15 protein-coding genes and 1 pseudogene are annotated in these 17831 nt (G+C 59.2%); 10 read left to right on the top strand and 6 right to left on the bottom strand.

Annotation, left to right across the window (positions count from 1 at the left end):
* Positions 1-216: 216 nt before the first annotated feature.
* The 5 genes from QTL98_RS22815 to QTL98_RS22795 form a co-directional block, all read right to left on the bottom strand.
* Positions 217-2493 carry a two-component system response regulator gene (locus QTL98_RS22815; RefSeq protein WP_445682437.1) on the bottom strand — a complete coding sequence of 759 codons (2277 nt, stop codon included), beginning with the start codon at positions 2491-2493 and terminating at the stop codon, positions 217-219.
* Position 2494: 1 nt separating this feature from the next.
* Positions 2495-4435: a sensor histidine kinase gene (locus tag QTL98_RS22810; protein ID WP_445682436.1), complete on the bottom strand. Its 1941-nt coding sequence runs from the start codon at positions 4433-4435 to the stop codon at positions 2495-2497.
* A 220-nt stretch (positions 4436-4655) separates the two neighbouring features.
* Entirely contained in the window at positions 4656-5474 is an 819-nt protein-coding gene (locus tag QTL98_RS22805) for a GAF domain-containing protein (RefSeq protein ID WP_445682435.1), read from the bottom strand.
* Positions 5475-5484: 10 nt separating this feature from the next.
* A complete protein-coding gene (locus QTL98_RS22800; RefSeq protein ID WP_445682434.1) occupies positions 5485-5937 on the bottom strand; it encodes a hypothetical protein in 453 nt (150 codons plus the stop codon).
* A 106-nt stretch (positions 5938-6043) separates the two neighbouring features.
* Positions 6044-7039 carry a GlxA family transcriptional regulator gene (locus tag QTL98_RS22795; RefSeq protein ID WP_445682433.1) on the bottom strand — a complete coding sequence of 332 codons (996 nt, stop codon included), beginning with the start codon at positions 7037-7039 and terminating at the stop codon, positions 6044-6046.
* Between the two features lie 103 nt (positions 7040-7142).
* On the opposite strand from QTL98_RS22795, the gene QTL98_RS22790 reads away from it, so the two are divergent.
* The 5 genes and pseudogenes from QTL98_RS22790 to QTL98_RS22770 form a co-directional block, all read left to right on the top strand.
* Positions 7143-7784: an HD domain-containing protein gene (locus QTL98_RS22790; protein ID WP_445682432.1), complete on the top strand. Its 642-nt coding sequence runs from the start codon at positions 7143-7145 to the stop codon at positions 7782-7784.
* 141 nt (positions 7785-7925) lie between these two features.
* The gene (locus QTL98_RS22785; RefSeq protein ID WP_445682431.1) at positions 7926-8870 is read left to right on the top strand and encodes a glutaminase; all 945 of its coding nucleotides are present in this window, start codon (positions 7926-7928) and stop codon (positions 8868-8870) included.
* A 229-nt stretch (positions 8871-9099) separates the two neighbouring features.
* Positions 9100-10458 carry a hypothetical protein gene (locus QTL98_RS22780; protein ID WP_445682430.1) on the top strand — a complete coding sequence of 453 codons (1359 nt, stop codon included), beginning with the start codon at positions 9100-9102 and terminating at the stop codon, positions 10456-10458.
* A gap of 59 nt (positions 10459-10517) precedes the next feature.
* A complete protein-coding gene (locus QTL98_RS22775) occupies positions 10518-12461 on the top strand; it encodes a hypothetical protein (RefSeq protein ID WP_445682429.1) in 1944 nt (647 codons plus the stop codon).
* Positions 12462-12789: 328 nt separating this feature from the next.
* A pseudogene (locus QTL98_RS22770) lies at positions 12790-12942 on the top strand (glutaminase); the annotation flags it as partial.
* Positions 12943-12969: 27 nt separating this feature from the next.
* On the opposite strand, the gene QTL98_RS22765 reads toward QTL98_RS22770, so the two are convergent.
* Positions 12970-13665 (bottom strand): GNAT family N-acetyltransferase, encoded by a 696-nt coding sequence (locus tag QTL98_RS22765; protein WP_445682428.1) that lies wholly within the window; start codon positions 13663-13665, stop codon positions 12970-12972.
* Positions 13666-13903: 238 nt separating this feature from the next.
* Between QTL98_RS22765 and QTL98_RS22760 the strand changes: the two genes are divergently transcribed.
* From QTL98_RS22760 to QTL98_RS22740, 5 genes are read left to right on the top strand one after another with little or no spacing between them, the layout of a single operon-like run.
* Positions 13904-14569 carry an amino acid ABC transporter permease gene (locus QTL98_RS22760; RefSeq protein WP_445682427.1) on the top strand — a complete coding sequence of 222 codons (666 nt, stop codon included), beginning with the start codon at positions 13904-13906 and terminating at the stop codon, positions 14567-14569.
* Positions 14570-14574: 5 nt separating this feature from the next.
* Complete coding sequence (locus QTL98_RS22755; RefSeq protein ID WP_445682426.1) at positions 14575-15246, top strand: amino acid ABC transporter permease; 672 nt, start codon at positions 14575-14577, stop codon at positions 15244-15246.
* Between the two features lie 16 nt (positions 15247-15262).
* On the top strand, positions 15263-16048 hold the full coding sequence (locus tag QTL98_RS22750; protein WP_445682425.1) for an amino acid ABC transporter ATP-binding protein: 786 nt from the start codon (positions 15263-15265) through the stop codon (positions 16046-16048).
* A complete protein-coding gene (locus tag QTL98_RS22745) occupies positions 16045-16965 on the top strand; it encodes a glycosylasparaginase (protein WP_445682424.1) in 921 nt (306 codons plus the stop codon). Before QTL98_RS22750 ends, QTL98_RS22745 begins: the two co-directional genes overlap by 4 nt.
* Positions 16966-17002: 37 nt before the next feature.
* Positions 17003-17800 (top strand): transporter substrate-binding domain-containing protein, encoded by a 798-nt coding sequence (locus QTL98_RS22740; protein ID WP_445682922.1) that lies wholly within the window; start codon positions 17003-17005, stop codon positions 17798-17800.
* Positions 17801-17831 lie beyond the last annotated feature (31 nt).

The raw sequence follows: 17831 nt of genomic DNA, 5'->3' as shown, positions 1-17831 counted from the left end.
AGATTGCCGAGACATTCCTTGGGGTTAAGCGTGTATGTGCGGCATCCCGCCGCAGGCAGCGTGGCGGACGTCGCTGTGCCTCGGCCGCACGTAACGTCAGGAGGCAGTTCTGACAAAAAAAGGCGCGGGATACAGCCTGTCCATCGGGAGCAACGGGCTGTTCATGGGTATGGGGAATTAGCCGTTTGGGTTTAGCCCGTACCCGTCGGGAAGTTGCTAGCCCGCCTGTGCACGCTCCAGCGCACGGTCCAGGGTCCAGCCGGCATAGAGCCCGTCAAAATCCTGCGCCGCGACAGGTTTGCCGTAGAGGTATCCCTGGCCATACCGGCACTGCAGCCGGAGCAAGGCCGCGTGCTGTGCCGGGGTTTCAATTCCCTCCGCCACCACATCCATTTCAAGCGTGCCACCGAGTGTGACCGCCAGCGCCGCCACGCTGGTGGTGGCGGTTTCCGGCCGCAAGCGGTCGATCAGCGAGCGGTCGATCTTGAGGATTTGCGCCGGCAGGCGATCAAGATGGCCGAGTGACGAATAACCCGCTCCAAAATCATCAATCGCGATACGGAAGCCGGCGTCCCGCAGGCTCTTGAGGCCGGGGATCGTCCGGGCCGGATAACGCATGACCCCGGACTCAGTGACCTCGAACTCCAGGCTGTCGGGGCCGAGCCCGGCTCCGGCCGCGATCTGCATCAGGCTGGCGGCAAAGCCTTCTTCCTGCAATTCGAACATGGAGAGGTTGACGGCCGTCGGCAGCACGGCCAGTCCGCGGATGCGCCGCGCGGAGGCCCACTCTCCGACCTTGCGGATCATCAGGCGGGTGATGGCGCTGGCAAGGCCACTAACCTCGGCAATCGGGATGAAAACAGACGGCGGAATGTTTCTGTCACCCAGTTGCCAGCGCACCAGCGCTTCGGTGCCAATGATTTCTCCCCTGATGAGGTCGATTTTCGGCTGCAGGGCGGCGTAGAGCCCTTGGCCGTTTTCAAGGGCCTGGTGGAGGGCTGCCTGCAGGCGGGCCCGCTCTGCCATGGCCTCGCTGGCGGCGGGGCTGTAGACGCCGGTGCTGCGCTGCTCCTGCCGGGCGGCCAACACGGTTGCCATCGCGTGCTGGCGGATCTGCTCGGCGTTTTTCATCTCCACGGAAACTTCAACAAGCGCGAGGGTTGACGGCATCAGGACGCTGACACCGCCTACAGAGATCGGACGCGCCAGCGCCTCCTCCAGCACACCGAAACTAATGGCCCCGATGTCGGCAATGACCATGAAGGCGCTGAAGCTTGTCCGGGCGATCATGCGTGCTTCGGGAAGCAGGCGCTGAAGCAGTTCGTAAAAGGCTTTCAATGCCTGATCGGTAAACTGGGCTCCGAAGCTTGCAGAGACAAGACGAACATCGTTGAGGAAAACCTTGAGTACGCACAGGCCGGGGGTCTTTCTGACAAGCAGGTTGTCCAGCGCGGCGCGGAAGGCATTGATGTTGGGGACGCCCAGCGTCTGGTCGGTGAAGGCCAGGCGGTCGAGCTTCTCGACCAGATCCACATTCTCGAAAGTGATAGCGATGTTGGTGGCGAAAATTTTCAGCAGGCTCAGATCGAGCTCGCCGGCCGACGGACCAGAATCGAGATAGACGAAAAGTTTACGGCCCTGCGGGCAGCGAAAATACATCGCAATATGCCCGTCGATCACCGCCGGCTCATTGCTGCTTGCCGCTGCCTCGAAGGCTACCTGCAAGGGATGATTTGAAATCTCTTCCAGGCGTTTGCCGATGCTGCCGGAAAAATCACCGGCATCGCTCACCACCATCATTTCGGGGAAGTGCGGGTCCGGGCTGCTGGACCCTACCGCCACGCTGACGAGGCCGTTCGGCGAGACGCCGATAAGGGCGGCGAGCTGGGTAAGGACGCCGCGGGAAAACAGGGCAAGGTTGCGCCGGTTAAAGAGGTCGGACGTCGCCGAGACGACCATCTCCAGCCCGGCCTTGCTCTCTTCGATCTGGGTGATCTGCGAGTAGGACCTGAGGGCCGCGGTCAGCACGCTCAGCAGCTTGCCGCGCGTCAGCTCCGACTTGGTCCGGTAGTCATTGATGTCATAGCGGGAAATGACCGAAAATTCGGGCGCGCTGCCGGGCTGCCCCGTGCGCAGGACAAGGCGGATATCCGAGCGGCCGGCATCCCGGATCTTGGCCACCAGCTGGAGCCCGCTGTCCTTCTCCTCCATCACCACATCGATGAGGGCTACGGCAATCTTGTCTGTGCCGGCCAGCAGGTCGAGTGACTGACCGACATTGCGGGCATGCATCAGGACGATGCGGCGCCCAAGCAGTTCCACCCCCCGCAGCGCCAGATCGGTTGTCTGGTGCACTTCTTCGTCATCATCGACCACCAGCACATTCCACACCCCGGTGGAGGCCGCGGCCGGCGCGATGTCATCACTGAAGGTCAGGAGTTCCTCCTCGTCTTCGAGGGGGGTGTTTTCGCCATGGTGGGACGAGGGGGGCATCTTAATCCTCCGATGACGAGGGGGCGGGCCGGGGCTTCAACGGTATCTTTAAAGAGAAGACAGTCGGGCCGCCGGGCTGGCTGGCTACGGAGACGGAACCGCCCAGCAGCTCGACCACGATGTTGTGGACGATGCTGAGGCCGAGGCCGCTGCCGCCGGTGCCTGAACGGGTGGTGAAAAAGGGGTCGAATATCCGCTCGATGAAGGCGAGCGGTATGCCTCGCCCGGTGTCGGTGACACTGATCACGGCCATGCCGTCCTCGGTGCGCCCGGATTCAAGCGTTATCGTTCCGGCTTCTCCGGCATCAAAGCCGTGCAGCACGGCGTTGTTGACGAGGTTCATGACCACCTGCGCCAGCGCGCCCGGATAACTGTCCAGCTCAAGTCCGCTGCGGGTCACCAGATCGAGTTCAATCGGCGTGTGCTTGAAGGTGGGCCGGATGGAGGTGGCGAGCTGGCTCACATAGTCATCAAGGTTGAAGACGCGGCGCTGTTCGCTGGTCTGGTCAACCGCGACCTGCTTGAACTGGCCGATCAGGCTGGCGGCCCGCTCCAGCCCGGAGAGCATCAGGGCCGTCCCCTGTCCAAGATCGTCCATCAGGGACTGGAAGCTTGCCTTGCGCACCGGTCCGGCGGCGATCTCCCGGCTGAAGGCGGCCATCCTGTCCTGCAGGGTGCTGGCGATGGTGACGGCATTGCCGATGGGTGTGTTGAGCTCGTGCGCGACGCCGGCGACCAGCTCTCCCAGCGAGGCCATGCGTTCGGTGCGGGCCAGCTGTTCTTCCCCTAGCCTGGCGCGACGGCGCAGGATGACGCCGGCGCTGCGATACCAGCTGACCGAGGCCAGAACAAGCAGACCAAGTCCCAGCAATGGAAGTGACCACAGGCTCCAGCGCAGGAAGCGCAAACCATAGTGATCGGCCACGACGATGTGAAACACATCGGGCGTGATGACCTTGTGGCCTTCCGAGAGATAGGCGCTCGAGAGTTTGCCCGGATCGACCGTTATGAAAGAATATTCTATGCCGCTCTGGCTAAGGTTTCCGCTTTCGCTGGCCTTGATCACGGACCACAGCGTCTCGTTTTCCTTGCGCAAGGAAAAGTCGGTGCCGAGCATGAAGCCCCAGAGATTTTCTGAGGGCCGACCGGCCAGCCAGAAACCGTCCTGGTTCAAAAGCCAGCGATCGAGTCCTGAGTGTCGCTCGCCGAGGGAGAAGCGGGCGAGAAGGTCCTGCGGGTCCAGATTGGCGACAAGGGCGCCTGCCGGCGTATCGTCGGCGCCGACAACCCGCGTTGAAAACCGGATTGTGGGCTCCCAGGGAACGACAATTTTTTTATATTCGATATTGAGATCCAGAGGGGAGATGTAGAGCTCGCCGGGCTGCAGCTTCATAGTTTCGGTGAAATAGTATCTCTCGGCCTTGTTCTGCAGGGCATCCTTGCCAGCCGGGATAATGCCGGTCTGGGTACGGTCGATGCGCAGGAGTTCATTTCCTTGCAGGTCGAGATAGCGCAGATGCCTCACCCCGGGCTCTTCCTGCATGGTCACGACAAACCGCTCTGTAATCAGTCTTTCGTCTGTGGCGTTTCCTGACGCCAGCAGCCGGCCGATCAGGGGACTGCGAGCCTCGACAAAAAACTGTGCGGCGAAGCGCCCGAACCAGGTTGCGAGCCGGTCGGCGAGGTCCTCCACCTCCACCCTGGTGGCGATTTCACTCTGTTGCCTGGCAAACCAGAGGCCGCCTGCGCTGCAGGCCAACCAGAAAAACAGCAGGAGAATGCCGAGGACGCCAAACTGGCGCCAGAAAACCGGCCATTGTCCATCAAGCGGTTTGATGCGCAGCGCAGAATAAATCAGCCGATAAAGCGGTAGCAGGCGGGCTACCGGCGCCCGAACGTCCGTCTTCCTGTCCTCTCCGGTGGTCTGTGCCTGCGACGACAAAATAGCTCCCTGCCTCGATGAGCCACAGGGCATCCCTGTTGTCCGGAACGCGCACCATGGCCCTCGATAATACCAGAATAGGATCGGAAGCTGGGGCTAAATACAACCTTTGCACAAGATAACGCAGTATTTACACAAGTTTACATATCGCTGCTTGCGGGGAAGCGGCAGCGCAAAGTCATGAATGATTAAAATAGTAATCAATCCGTTCGGTGCATGTTCAGGCTTTTGTTGCCGCACCGGTCAGCACAAACCCCTCTGCGTCAGGTCGAAGAATCAGGCTGCGGGCGAGCTGATCGTTACCGGGCTGAACGATGATCTGGCCTTCCTGCCCGACGGTCGCCGCCTGCAGGTCGCTGCGGCTCAGCACGCCCGCTTCCAGTAGCGAGAGGCCGGGGGCGACATAGAAGCGGCAAAGGGCGCTGAAGGCCTGGTTGGCCTGAATGATTTTTCCGTCACGGTCCAGAATGGCCAGCGGCTGGTCCAGAAGATCCGTTGCCTGCGCCAGCCGCAGGCGGGCTGCGCGCTCCCGGTCCAGTTCCTGCCGCAGGGCGCCGACACTTATTATGGTGACGACCATTTCAGCCAGCGAGGCAAGGCGCGCGGCCTGCGCCGTGCTGAAAACCGGGCGCGGTTCAGGCGAGAGCAGGCAGACGGTGCCGATGGTGTAGCCATTGGGCAGCAGGATCGGGGCGCCGGCATAAAACCGGATGAAGGGCGCGCCGGTGACAAGCGGATTGTCATGAAACCGGGCATCTTCCCGCGCGTCGGGAATGATGAAGACGTCACGGGCGAGGATGGCGTGGCCGCAGAAGGAGATGTTGCGGGGCGTCTCGGTGGCTTCCAGCCCGACCCTGGCCTTGAACCACTGCCGGTCCCGGTCGATGAGGGTGACGAGGCAGGTCGGGACATCGAAAAGCGCCTTGCCGAGGGCAACGATGGTGTCGAAGGCCGGGTCCGGATCGGTGTCGAGGAGATTGAGCCCGTCCAGGGCCAGGGTACGGAATTCCTCGTCATCGGGAAAGGCGGGGGCCTGCATGCTTTGGTCCTCAGCTCTGGGGCGCGAGTTCGAAGAGGGCATGGACGAGGCGCACACGCGCCTTGTCATCGCCGAAGGGCAGCAGCAACTGCTCGAACGGGCGCCCGCTGGCCATGCCGCGCAGATTGCCGCGCCGGCAATCGGGCTGCCGGGCGGTCTCCACCTCGTGAAACGGCGTGGTGATGAAGGTGCGCACGGGAATGGACGAGATATCGGCGAAACTCATTCCGGGCTGAAGCTCCGGAATGACAAAGGAAACCACCGAGCCGACAGCGCGGAAGCTGGGCGGCTTCGGCATTTCCGGAAACACGGCTGCCAGCGAGAAATTCTCCTGCACGGCAGGGGAGCCGACAAAGCCGTTATAGGATTTCAGATGCGGAATGATCCCATGGCCGCGCAGCGTGCACCAGGCCTGGTGCACGCTGCGCAGGCGGGGTGAAACGATATCAATCCACCGGATCATTTCTATCCTGTACCGATGAAACTACACCTCAGGGAGGATTCTCACCCCGGGGTGCGGTCGGTCAACCGCTGTCACGCCAGATTTAGCTTTTGGCCTGCAGTCGGGATCAAGGGACTTCTTCCTTCAGTGTTTCGAACCGGCGGCGATAATCGGCCGGCGTCACACCAAGCTGGCGGGAAAAGGCGCGGCGGAATGTGTCGACATCCCCGAAGCCGCAAAAGGCCGCAACCTGTTTGGGCCTTTCGCCGGCTTCCAGCAGGTCGCGGGCCTTGTCGATACGGGCTTTTTCCACCCAGGCGGCGACAGTGAGCCCGACCTCGCTGCGAAAAAGCCGGGCGAAATGCCGGGGGCTGAGGCCAGCCCGTGTGGCCAGGGCCGTAAGGGTGCAGTCGGCGGCCGGATGCGCGAGAACCCAGCGCTGTATTTCCTGAAGCGCGGATCGGCCGGCGGGGTTGGTCTCGCCATGGCGGCTGAACTGGCGCTGGCCGCCGGGCCGGCGGAAGAACATGACGAGCTGGGAGGCGACATGACGCGCGACCTCCGGGCCCAGATCTTCCTCCACAAGGCTGAGAGCAAGATCGAGCCCTGCCGTCACGCCCGCCGAGGTGCGCAGCCGCCCGTCGCGGACATGGATGGCATCCTCTTCCAGCGCGACCTGCGGGTAGTGCTGCCGGAGCCAGTCCGCGACTGACCAGTGGGTTGTCGCGCGATGCCCGTCCAGCAGGCCTGCCGCCGCGAGGATCAGCGCGCCGCTGCAAACCGAGCCGCAGCGCCTGAGCGCCGGACTGTTGGCGGCGAGCCAGGCAAGCGCTGCTTCCTCCGGCGCCTTGCGGCCCAGATGCGGCGCACCGGCGACCAGAAAGGTGTCGAAGTCACTGCCTCTTGCCTCTGCCAGCACAATATCCGGCACAAGTCGCACGCCGGAGGAGCTGCGGATGTCGCGGCCGGAAAGCCCGACAACACTCAGCCGGTAGGCTTCGAAACCGGCCTGGAGGTTTGCTTCGGCAAAGACATCGAGCGGGCCCGCCACATCGAGAAGCTGCACGCCGGGCAGGGCGAGGATGCCGACATGGTGCGGTTTTACCTTGTGTGCCGGTTTCATTGGGCGTCCCGATCTCATGGCAAATGTCCATAATCGTCGTTATACAACTATATAAGACAAGCGGGGTGCCGCCTAGCATCATGGGTGAAAGGAGCTTCACACCATGAGCTACATCTTCGATCCCTTGAAAATCCCGGATAGCAAGCTGGCGCGGGAGGTGACGCAGCTTGTGCGCGACACCGAAAGCGAGCTGCTCTTCAACCATTCAAGCCGGGTCTATCTGTTCGGCGCGCTTTCCGGCGTGCGCCGTGGCCTGACTTTCGATCCGGAGCTGCTCTATACCGGCGCCATGTTCCATGACATGGGGCTGACGGCGGCGCACAGCAGCGCGACGGAACGTTTTGAGGTCGATGGCGCCAATGCCGCGCGAGACTTCCTGAAGCGACAGGGCATCAGCCAGAGCGATATCGAAACGGTGTGGACCGCAATTGCCCTGCACACGACGCCGGGCATTCCCCAGCATATGCACCCCGTGGTGGCGCTGGTGACGGCGGGCGTGGAAATGGATGTGCTGGGCCTTACCTACAAGGAGTTCCCGGATCATGAACGCGAGGCGGTGGTGAGCCAGTTTCCCCGCACGCCGCATTTCAAGGAGGATATCCTCGAGGCCTTTTATGACGGCATCAAACACAAGCCGGAGACGACCTTCGGCAATGTGAAAGCCGATGTACTGGCCGACAAGGACCCGCACTTCCACCGTGGAAACTTCTGCAGCGTCATCCGCGGGTCGCACTGGCACGGCTGAGCAGACGATTTGCGAAAACTCCCTGGAGCCTGCACGGTACTGGCGGTGCGGGCTGCGGTGATGGTATTCCGGGAGCCGGTTTCGGCGCCTTCCGGCATTGTTCGGGGGCGCCGTCATCCCGTCCGGGACAAGAAGCACAACATGCTCCAGACCATCATTGACGAGATCGGCGCGCAGATGCGCGGGGAAGAAGATCGCGGCAAGGTCGCCGATTATATCCCCGAGCTTTCCTGCATCGATCCGCGCCAGTTCGCCCTGTCCGTCTGCCTTGCCAGCGGGGAGCAGTTCAGCACCGGCGATGCGGACCAGCATTTTTCCATGCAGAGCATCTCCAAGGTGTTCACGCTGGCCATCGCGCTTGGCCGGCTGGGGGAGGGGCTGTGGCGCCGGGTGGGGCGCGAGCCTTCCAACTCCGCCTTTAATTCCATCGTCGAGGTGGAGCTGAGCGCCGGGCGGCCACGCAACCCGTTCATGAATGCCGGCGCCATTCTGGTGACCGATGCCATCCTCGCCAAAGGCGTGCCGCGCCACACGCTGGCCGAGCTGTTGCACTTCATCCGCGCGGCGGCGGGGGATGACAGCATCCTCATCAATCCGGTGGTTGCCGCTTCGGAAAAGGCGACCGGCGACCGCAACTGGGCGCTTGCCCATTACCTGCGCTCCTGCGGCAATCTGACCAACACGGTGGATCTGGTGCTCGGCACCTATTTCCATCAGTGCGCCATTGAATTGAGCTGCGCCCAGCTGGCCCGGGCGGGGCGCTTCCTTGCCGGCATCCAGAGCGGCCCGCCGCTGATTGCGGCGGATAATGTACGCAACATCAACGCGCTGATGATGACCTGCGGCCATTATGATGGCTCGGGCGAGTTTGCCTTCCGCGTCGGCATCCCGGCCAAGAGCGGCGTGGGCGGCGGCATTCTGGCTGTCGTGCCGGGGGCGGCCTCCATTGCCGTCTGGTCGCCGGGGCTCAACAGCTTCGGCAATTCCAAGCTGGGCACGCAGGCGCTGGAATTGCTCTCCAAACGGCTCGGCCTGTCGCTGTTCGAGCCGGAGCCTTTCCGGTTGCCCGGCGTCGCTGCGGCTTAAGCTTTTAACCGTCGGTTCGGGCTCTCGTCAGGCGGGTCCCGGCAAGCCGACCTTGAAGCGCTGGCATGTCACGAAGTTAATTTTCCGTGTGGTATCAAGCATATCTCGGCATCGCTGGAGGTGCGAATGCAGGGAGGGGGCGTATATTTATAAGTGGTATGGTAAGAATAAAAATGAACGTTTAGCATGCTGCCGTGATCGTCCGGTTGGTCCCTTTGCGAGGCCTGATATGTCGACTGACGCACTTCTGGAGAGTGAATATGCGATCAAGATGATCAAGGCGTCCCGCCAAAAACCGATGAATTTCGCCTTTGCTTTCAGCGGGCCGCTGGAGAATGCGCTGGTTGCCGACAAGATAAGAACCGGACCTCAGCTATTCGCTTTATTGAAAAAGAAAAAATACACCAAGGGATTCTGGGGCGAACTTTCCTTTGAAGGCTCCTCCATCGAATTTACGGTGAACAAGGAAATCACCGGCCAGCAGAAACTTCTGACCGAATGGTTGCGGGAGCACGGGCTGCCTTTGAAGGTGGCGGTGGCCCCGGCCGGGGACGGCGCCGATATGGAGCCGGATACAGCAACCGACCTTCCAAAGGCACGTGAGGAGGAGGCAGAGGAAGAAGACGACGGAGAAGAAGAGCCGGGTCAAAAAATCTTCCGACCGCAAACCATTAAAAAAAACATCCTGCGCGCCAGGAACGAGCCCTTTCACTTCGCTTATGGTGCCGGCGCCGATGGGGCCGACGATCTGCTGGCGCTCCATAAACGCGCCGCGGGCCGAAAACTGGCAGCCCTGATCAAGCAGAATAACGGTGCGGTAAAGGGTGCTTTCGGGACAGTGACGCTGGACGGCAAGATTGCGACCTTCCAGTGCGAGAGGCGACCCCCGGCGGGCCTTCCGAGGCGGCTGATGAAGCTGTTCAAAGGTTGGAAACTGCCTTTCAGGCCTGTCGTTCTCGGCCCCGACGGCGTGATCGAACCCGACGGCGACCTGGAAGAACGGCAATCGGAAGGCTCGGATGCCGTTTCAGAGCGGCTGGCCGAATTCAAACGGAAGCGGGACGACTATATCGGGCCGCTTCAATCGATAATTAAAACCAGACCGGAAACAGAAAAAGAAATACGCGACCTGTATCGCGAGCTGGATTCCGCCCTTTCCGCCTCCAATTCCGACGCCGCCGCCCGGGCGCTGGAAAGAGTGGAAGCGATGATCGGCTCCACCGGACCGGAGGAACGGGAGGATGGCATATCCCTCGGGTCTTCACGGTTAAGGGCCGATGTCGACCGATCCTTGCAGAGTTTCCAAAAAGCGTTTTCCGCCGTTTCGCCGGATACCGGAAAGTTGATAGAGGAAATACGGAAATATTGTTGGAATACGTATGAAAAAATGACGGAAAGCTTAGGCGCCGCTATCGAATCCGGCCAGCGCGCTGATGCCGTTTTTCTTGCTGGCGAGTGGAAAGACATGATCTTTGCTGATGAAAAATACCGGCGTCTTAAAATAGCTGGTGAAGAATTTAATATCGTTAGCCCAGGAGTTCTGTTTGTAGATTTCCTCCAGACAGAACTTCTGACTGGAAGCGGTTAAAATAGCGGATATTTTTCGGTTTATAAATTGGATGCGGGCGGTCGGCCGGAGGACATCAAATGTCTATGCAAGATTCCGAAAATTCATCCCAAAAAAAAGCAATCGAAAGCCTTGGCCAGGTGTTTTTTGCACAGTCCACCAGCGTAACAACGCCAGAGCCGGGTCCGAATGAGCGAAGTCGGGCTCTTAAGGTACAATTGCCGGATTTTTCCGATGAAATTGCAAAAGCTGAAAGTAAGCAAAAAGAAGCTGAATTTAGATTTCAGGAGATGAGCGACCTCTGTGGCAGGTATCGGGAGATGATGGATTATCCATTTGTAAAAGCCCGCCACGAAAGTACGGTAGAAAATGATGTTAAATTGCTAGAAGTTATTTTGGAGCAAACAGGAGCAAAAATTACAGAATTACACCTTGGATTTTCTGGTATAATTATTCAATTTGAAGAATTATTAATTGAATGGAAAAATTATAGAGGTAGTATCGATGAATTAAGAAACGGGCCAAAAAAAACTAATTTAAAAAAAGCTCTTTTTAAAAAAAGAAGAGAACATACTGATGTTATTATCGTGCCATTTTTTAGTAAAACAGACGAGGTATTTGCTTATATTAAGCAAAGATTTGATTTTATTATGAAAAAATATGAAAAATATGAAGTGTCTTTTTTACTCTATAAAGAAATAACAGAGATTAAGAAAAAAATTGACGATATTAATTTAAGTTACCAAATATTCATAAGTGGAGATTTGCCGATTCGCGGGGAAGAGGTAGATATTACATGTGGAGACATAGTTGAATTTTATAATAGTAAATTTGGCGATGAAGAAGTTGTTATTCAATACATCAATGGCGTAAGTTCAGTAGATGAGTTAAAGTTAATTTTGGAAAATATAAAAAAATTAAATGTTATGATAAAAATCTATGAAGCTAATGTAATAAAAAAAGAACGTGAGATAGAAGAACTAGGTAAATTAAAAGAGGATATTTTAATAAAACTGGAACATATTACCTCTGTATACCATAATTCTAGAAGCGGTAGTTTGACGGCTCGCGGCGTAAGGGTAAATGTTTTGTTCGACAATGTTAATGAATACTATAATACTGAATTCGGCGACAGGGATCAGCTCATTCAGGATATCAAAAAGGCAGAATTTACCGAAAGATTGAAACCTATTTTTAGAAGCATCAATCAGCTGGATGACTTGATCAAACAATATGAGAACGATGTACAGCAAAAAGAAGACGCCGTTGCAAGGTTGGTGAAAATAAAAAAAGAATTATCTCGCTCTATAAAACTATTAGAATTAAGAATGTCTGAGGTAAAATTTCCCAGGTTTCAATATAAAATAGAAGATTTGTATCTTCAAATTGAAATTATAAATAACCTTATATCCGATTTTAAATATGATATTGCTGGAGAGCAGATCAAACGCACCCGGTTAACCATCGATCATTATGACGAATATATTGAGAAACTTGCGTATTACGCTTTGGTTGAAAGGTCGCGCACTTCAACATGCCGCTTGTTGGCAGGAGATATGATAAGAGAACAGGACGAAGATCTGAGCGTAATGCTTGAGAGGCTTGAGGACAAATATCAGAGGCAATGCGCTGTCAGCCGGGACAAGTGGCTAACTCGCTTGGGTATAGCAGGGGAAAATATTAATGGATCGGTCAATAACCATTACACTACTTTCAATAATTCTGTGCCGGTCGGAACGGCAGTCAGTGTCTATAATGTCGAGGATACAGAGAATGGGGCGATAGCTATATGTAACCAACTTTTCACAACGGTCGTATGGTATCACCGAATTCATGCAACAGTCGTAAGCCAGGGGTATAGTTATCACCGGTACTGGAATAATGGAGGGCAAGCTTTGTATTCACCTAATGTACAGCAGGACGGCTTTGACACCGCTGATTTAGACAATACATACCAAAGAATGCGGACTGAAATGATAGAGCGTGTTTTGCTGGTTATCAGACTTCACGGGAGGGAGATGTAATTTGCTCAACGCGCTTGTTTTTCTATATTGTGTCAGAGCTCGTTGTGGGTGACTGCGGGGGTGTTTTTGACATCCTGTGTGTTTGGATCGAGATCGAACAGTGTCGTGTCTGCTGCTGGGGGTGTAGTCGAGGTTCAAGATTTTTTCGGCTATGGAACTCGCAACATCTTGTTGGCGAACGTTGGCAAGGTTAACGGGAAATGCCGGAGCTGAATGCAGAAACGGTCGAACAGAAGGCCCTTTTGGATTTCGTCATTTTTTTCCTCCCGAACTTTTTGACCGAAAATTGCGCCCTCCCAGACTTCTTGGGCTCAGGGACTTCCCTACAGGGACCGCCTCCATCGCCGTCTGGTCGCCGGGGCTCAACAGCTTTGGCAATTCCAAGCTGGGCACGCAGGCGCTGGAATTGCTCTCCAAACGGCTCGGCCTGTCGCTGTTCGAGCCGGAGCCTTTCCGCTTGCCCGGCGTCGGAAGGGCTTAAGCTTTTTATCGCGCGTTCCGGCTCCCGTCAGGCGAGCCCCAGCAGCGCGACCTTGAAGCGCTGGCGGATGACGAAGCCGAGTTTTTCATAGAGCGCGATCGCCGGGCTATTATTGGTGAACACATGGAGGATAGGGGTCCTGCCTTCCGCCCTGATACGCGCTGCCAGTTCAAGCATCAGCTTGTGTGCCAGTTGCTTGCCGCGATGATCCGGGTGGACGCAGACGGCGCTGATCTCGACAAACTCGCCAAAGCGCATGCGCTCGCCGGCCATCGCCGCCAGGGCGCCCTTTTCGCGTACGCCCAGATACTGGCCCAGTTCAATGGTGCGGGGGGCGAAAGGGCCCGGTTTGGTCAGCTCCACCAGTTGCTGCATCTCGGGCACGTCTTCAGCGGTCAGCCGGACAAAATCTGCAGCGGGATTGCCGGAGGGAGGGGGCACGGTCTGCGCCACCATCTGGAAGCCTTCTCCCAGTGCGGTGCTGGTGAAATCTCCGGGCGGCGAAAGCTGTTGCGGCGTAAACAGCACGGCCTTGCCGCCGCCCCCCAGCAGGCTGCCCAGCTCGGCATAGGCATCCGGCGTTTCCGCTTCCATGCCGGCAAAGACGGATATCGCCGGGTCATACCGTCGTGCGAGGGCGCCGCCGCTGGAAAGTGGCCGATGGTCCGACGTCAGGGCGGACCAGGCGGGATTGTCGAGCCGGGATAACTGGTCCTTGTTCATGACGACCCCGCGGGAGTGTTGGTCTGGCCCCCGGTTTACGGCAGGCAATCGTGTTCTAGCCGAATTTGCGCCGGAACAGTATGAAGCGCAGCTCCCCAAATTTGGCATCGGCGCATCGACGGGCTGATGACAGAGGCTTGACAGCCCGTTTGCGTCCAAGCATCGTTGAAACCGATTTCAATGACTTTGAACACTGTTTCCGGATTGCGCCGGGGCGGCGTAGCGGGCAGGGAGGAGCATGGCTTTTGATCTGACAGTGCTTGTGCCCTATCTGGGGCAACTGGCGGACGGCGCTTTGCTGACCGCCGAGGCCTGTTTTTTCGCCGTGCTTGGCAGTTTTGTCTGCGGCACGCTGGCCGCTTTTGCCGCCACCAGCGCGGAGCCGGGGCTGCGCCGGATTGCCGGGGCCTATACGGGGCTCTTCCGCAACATCCCCTTCATCGTGCAGCTGTTCTTCTTCTATTTCGGGCTGCCGGAGATCGGGCTTTATATCGATGCCTTCACCACCGGCTGCATCGCACTTTCCATCGCCGGCGGGGCCTATGCCGCCGATGTGCTGCGCGCCGGCATTTTGTCCGTTGATCCCGGCGTGGTGGAAGCGGCAAAGGTCAGTGGCCTGACGCGCCTCGCGACCTTTCGCCTGATCGTGCTGCCCATCGCGCTGCGTGCTTCGGTGCGGCCGCTGGGCTCGGTTTTCATCAACCTGATCCTTACCTCCTCCATCCTTTCCACCATCACGCTCAATGAGCTGACCGGTGCGGCGAAGATCGTGGCCTCCACCACCTTCCGCCCGTTCGAGGTCTATTTTGTGCTGCTGGTGGTCTATGCGGGGCTCACTTATCTGATGTCGCTGGCCATCAGCCTGCTGCACCGGCGGCTCAACCGCTACATGGCGGAGGGCTGAGGGGAATGCGGTACGCCGATTTTACCTGGCACGACCCGATCATCCTGCTGCAGGGCCTCGGGGTTTCTCTCTGGCTGTTCCTTGCCACTTCCGCCATCGGCCTTGCGCTGGGCATCGGCCTTGCGCTCACCCGCTATTACAGGGTGCCGGTTGTCGCCCGGCTGGTGCAGGTGGTGGCCGAATTCCTCAAGAACTCGCCGGTGCTGGTCCAGCTTTTCCTCGTCTTTTTCGGCCTGCCGGCCATGGCGCATATCAATGTGACGCCGGTGGAAGCGGCGATGATCACGCTTGCCGGCAATACGGCGGCCTTCGTTTATGTCATCGCCGTCTCCGCCATGGAGCAGGTGGGCCGCGACCAGGTGGAGGCGGCAAGGGTCTTTGGCCTTACGAGGGGCCAGATCGTCTGGCGTATCATCGCGCCGCAGGCGCTGGCCTTTGCCATCGGCCCGCTGATCGGCCTTGCCGTCAACCAGTTGCAGGTCACCTCCCTCGTCTCCGTGGTCGGGGTGATGGACCTCACCAAGGTTGGCAACATCCTCAACATGCGCACCCTGAAACCCTTCGTCGTGTGGACGGTGGTGGGGGCGGTCTATTTCATCATCGCGCGGCTGATTGCGGCGCTGGGCGGGGCGCTGGAGCGGCGCCTGCGCGCCCATGCGGCCTGGGCCGGGCTTTGAGGGCGGGTGGAAACAGATGATCGCCATCGAAAAAGTCGGCAAAAACTTCGGCAGCACTACCGTGCTGGACGGGGTGGAACTTGCCATTGCGCCGGGGGAGGTTGTCTCCATCCTCGGGGCCAGTGGCTCGGGCAAGAGCACGCTCATCCGCTGCATCAACGGGCTGGAGACGGTGGATGCCGGGCGCATCACCGTGGATGGTTTCGATGTGGCGGAAAAGGCCGGCCTTGCCGAGGCACGCCGCCGCTCTGCCACCGTGTTCCAGCTCTTCAACCTCTACCCGCATATGACGGCGCTGGAAAATGTGATGCTGGCGCCGACCATGGTGCTAAAGCGCCCGCGCGCCGAGGTGGAAGCGGAAGCGCGGGCCTTGCTGGAGCGTGTCGGCCTTGCGGCAAGGGCCGAAGCCTATCCGGCGCAGCTTTCCGGCGGGCAGCGCCAGCGCGTGGGCATCTGCCGGGCGCTGGCCATGAAGCCGCGTTATCTGCTGCTGGATGAAGTGACAAGCGCGCTCGATCCGGAGATGACGGCCGAGGTGCTGGCCATTCTCGCCCAGCTGGCGCGCGAGGGCACGACCATGCTGTTCGTGACCCACGAGATCGAATTTGCCCGGCGCATCTCCACCCGCGTGGTCTTTCTGGAGAAGGGCCGCATCGAGGTGAACCTGCCGACAGCCGAGTTCTTTTCCGAGGCGGGCGGCCTCGCCAATCCGCGCATTGCCCGCTTCCTCTCCCGCATGGCGGCGCCGGAAGCGGCAGCCCCTCTCTCCCCGGCCCCAACCGACGCACACGAGGCATCATGATCCTCCTCGCCAATTCCGAAGCCTGGCCCGGCATCAACCAGTCCGCCGAGGCGCTTGCCCGTGGCGAGAACGGGCTTGATGCGCTGGTGGAAGGCATCAGCCGCGTGGAGCGGGAAGTCACCGTGCGCAGCGTCGGTTACGGCGGCTGGCCCAACATGCTGGGCGTCATGGAGTTCGATGCCGGCGTGATGGATGGCAATACGCGCGAGACCGGCGCCGTCGGCGCGCTGCGCGATGTCATTCCGGCGGCGCAGGTGGCGCGCGAGGTGATGCGGCGCCTGCCCCATACCTTGCTGACCGGGGATGGCGCTCGTCGTTTTGCGCTTGAAATCGGTCTCAAGCCGGAAGAGACGCTGATCGAGGATAGCCGCAAGGTGTGGTGGGAACGGCTGGAGAAGGAACTCTCGCCGGAAGATCTGAAGCGCTTCCCCGAGCTGCCGCTGGCCTCGCTCAGCCGCTCCGTCACCGACCCCGAGCGGGTGCGCGATACCACGGTATTTCTGGGCCAGGACAAGGCCGGCGGCATCCACAGCGCCACCAGCACCTCCGGCTGGGCGTGGAAATATCCCGGGCGGCTGGGCGACAGCCCGATTGCCGGTGCCGGTTTTTATGCCGACAGCCGCTACGGCGCCGCCGCCTGCACCCATACCGGCGAGATGACGGTGCGCTGCGGCACTGCCCGCACCGTCGTGCTGGCGATGAAGCTCGGCTATTCGCTCGCCGATGCGGTGAAGCTTGCCATCGACGAGCTGGCGGAGCTTAAGGGCGGGTTCCTGGCCGGCGTGGTGCTGCATGCCATCGATGCGCACGGCAATCACGAGGTCGTCAATTTCCGCTGCCCGGGCGAGATCGCCTACTGGATCTGGCAGCCTTCCATGTCCGCCCCTGAAAGGCACATGGCAAAAATAATAAAATAACATCAATATGTTATCGAACAAGGAGAGCCGAGAGATGATGAGACGTCTGATCACTTCTGTAGCCCTCGTGGCAGCGCTGGCCGTGGGCGGCCTTTCTGCCGCGGCCCATGCCGGCAAGCTGGATGATATCCGCCAGCGCGGCGTGGTGCGCATCGGTGTGTCGCTGGGCGGCGAGCCGGTGGGTTTCCATGACGATGCCAACAATCCCGTCGGGTATGACGTGGATGTGGCCAAGCGCCTCGCCGAGAAGCTGGGCGTCAAATACGAGTTCACCGATGTTTCGGGCGACGCCCGCGTGAGCATGCTGGTCTCCGGCCAGATCGACGTGGCGATTGCCAACATGTCGGCCACGCTGGAGCGCGCCAAGACCGTCAGCTTCTCCATCCCCTATAACCGCGCCGGCCTGCGTATTGCCGTGCAGAAGTCGGCCGGCATCAAGAGCCTTGCTGATCTCTCCGGCAAGAAGGTGGTCGTCGGCCGTGGCACCACGGGCGAGACCTTCCTGAAGCGCGCCGTGCCGGGGGCCGAGCTGGTCTATACCGACAATTTCGCGCCGGACGGGCTGCTGCTCATCCAGCAGCACCGTGTCGATGCCGCCATCGAGGACAGCTCGCTCATCGACTATGTGGTGACCAAGAATGCCGATCTCGAGACGCTGCCTGAGCTTTACTCCAACGACCCGATCGGCATCGGCGCCGCCAAGGGCGATCCGGATTTCGTGCGCTGGCTCGACATGTTCGTGTCCGACTACATCACCTCGGGTGCCTATGAAGAGAACTACAAGAAGTGGTGGGGCGCCGAAGCCAATCCGCCGAAGCTGAATCCGCTCTGGTAAGCACTTTCAGGTACTGAAAAAAGGGCCGCCC

Origin of the sequence: Radicibacter daui (genome assembly GCA_030657355.1) — a bacterium.
GTDB lineage: Bacteria > Pseudomonadota > Alphaproteobacteria > Radicibacterales > Radicibacteraceae > Radicibacter > Radicibacter daui.
This window is presented reverse-complemented; position numbering and strand designations above follow the sequence as displayed.

Bases quoted from the DNA above. Each gene is read 5' to 3' on its own strand.
- QTL98_RS22815 (WP_445682437.1), bottom strand. From the start codon at position 2,493: ATGCCCCCCTCGTCCCACCATGGCGAAAACACCCCCCTCGAAGACGAG.
- QTL98_RS22805 (WP_445682435.1), bottom strand. From the start codon at position 5,474: ATGCAGGCCCCCGCCTTTCCCGATGACGAGGAATTCCGTACCCTGGCC.
- QTL98_RS22800 (WP_445682434.1), bottom strand. From the start codon at position 5,937: ATGATCCGGTGGATTGATATCGTTTCACCCCGCCTGCGCAGCGTGCAC.
- QTL98_RS22795 (WP_445682433.1), bottom strand. From the start codon at position 7,039: ATGAAACCGGCACACAAGGTAAAACCGCACCATGTCGGCATCCTCGCC.
- QTL98_RS22790 (WP_445682432.1), top strand. From the start codon at position 7,143: ATGAGCTACATCTTCGATCCCTTGAAAATCCCGGATAGCAAGCTGGCG.
- QTL98_RS22785 (WP_445682431.1), top strand. From the start codon at position 7,926: ATGCTCCAGACCATCATTGACGAGATCGGCGCGCAGATGCGCGGGGAA.
- QTL98_RS22780 (WP_445682430.1), top strand. From the start codon at position 9,100: ATGTCGACTGACGCACTTCTGGAGAGTGAATATGCGATCAAGATGATC.
- QTL98_RS22775 (WP_445682429.1), top strand. From the start codon at position 10,518: ATGTCTATGCAAGATTCCGAAAATTCATCCCAAAAAAAAGCAATCGAA.
- QTL98_RS22765 (WP_445682428.1), bottom strand. From the start codon at position 13,665: ATGAACAAGGACCAGTTATCCCGGCTCGACAATCCCGCCTGGTCCGCC.
- QTL98_RS22760 (WP_445682427.1), top strand. From the start codon at position 13,904: ATGGCTTTTGATCTGACAGTGCTTGTGCCCTATCTGGGGCAACTGGCG.
- QTL98_RS22755 (WP_445682426.1), top strand. From the start codon at position 14,575: ATGCGGTACGCCGATTTTACCTGGCACGACCCGATCATCCTGCTGCAG.
- QTL98_RS22750 (WP_445682425.1), top strand. From the start codon at position 15,263: ATGATCGCCATCGAAAAAGTCGGCAAAAACTTCGGCAGCACTACCGTG.
- QTL98_RS22745 (WP_445682424.1), top strand. From the start codon at position 16,045: ATGATCCTCCTCGCCAATTCCGAAGCCTGGCCCGGCATCAACCAGTCC.
- QTL98_RS22740 (WP_445682922.1), top strand. From the start codon at position 17,003: ATGAGACGTCTGATCACTTCTGTAGCCCTCGTGGCAGCGCTGGCCGTG.